Genomic DNA, 615 nt, shown 5'->3' on the forward strand with positions numbered 1-615 from the left:
GGGCCTGATGCCCGACGGCACCTCGCGCTTCTCGATCGGCAAGGACAGGCTGTTCCACTATATGGGCTGCTCGACCTTTTCCAACTTCACCGTGCTGCCCGAGATCGCGGTGGCCAAGGTCGATGCCGACGCGCCCTTCGACAAGATCTGCTACATCGGCTGCGGCGTCACCACCGGCATCGGTGCTGTGATCAACACGGCCAAGGTCGAGCAAGGCGCGACGGCGATCGTCTTCGGCCTCGGCGGCATCGGCCTCAACGTCATCCAGGGCCTGCGCCTTGCCGGCGCCGACATGATCATCGGCGTCGATGTGAACAACGACAGACGAGAATGGGGCGAGAAGTTCGGCATGACGCATTTCGTCAATCCGAAGGAGATCGATGGCGACATCGTGGCCCATCTCGTCAACATGACCAAGCGCGGCGCCGACCAGATCGGCGGCGCCGACTACACCTTCGACTGCACCGGCAACACCAAGGTCATGCGGCAGGCGCTTGAAGCGTCGCATCGCGGCTGGGGCAAGTCGGTCGTCATCGGCGTTGCCGGCGCCGGCCAGGAGATCTCGACGCGGCCGTTCCAGCTGGTCACCGGCCGCACCTGGATGGGCACCGCCTT

Annotated in this window: 1 protein-coding gene; it reads left to right on the forward strand. The window is 64.7% G+C overall.

The genetic code is table 11. From position 1 onward, the window contains the following. The coding region (locus NKI63_RS30670; protein WP_352824133.1) for a zinc-binding dehydrogenase at nt 1-615 on the forward strand (615 nt) is incomplete at both ends.

It is taken from the genome of Mesorhizobium sp. M0410, assembly GCF_040321435.1.
In the GTDB taxonomy this organism is placed as follows: Bacteria; Pseudomonadota; Alphaproteobacteria; order Rhizobiales; family Rhizobiaceae; genus Mesorhizobium.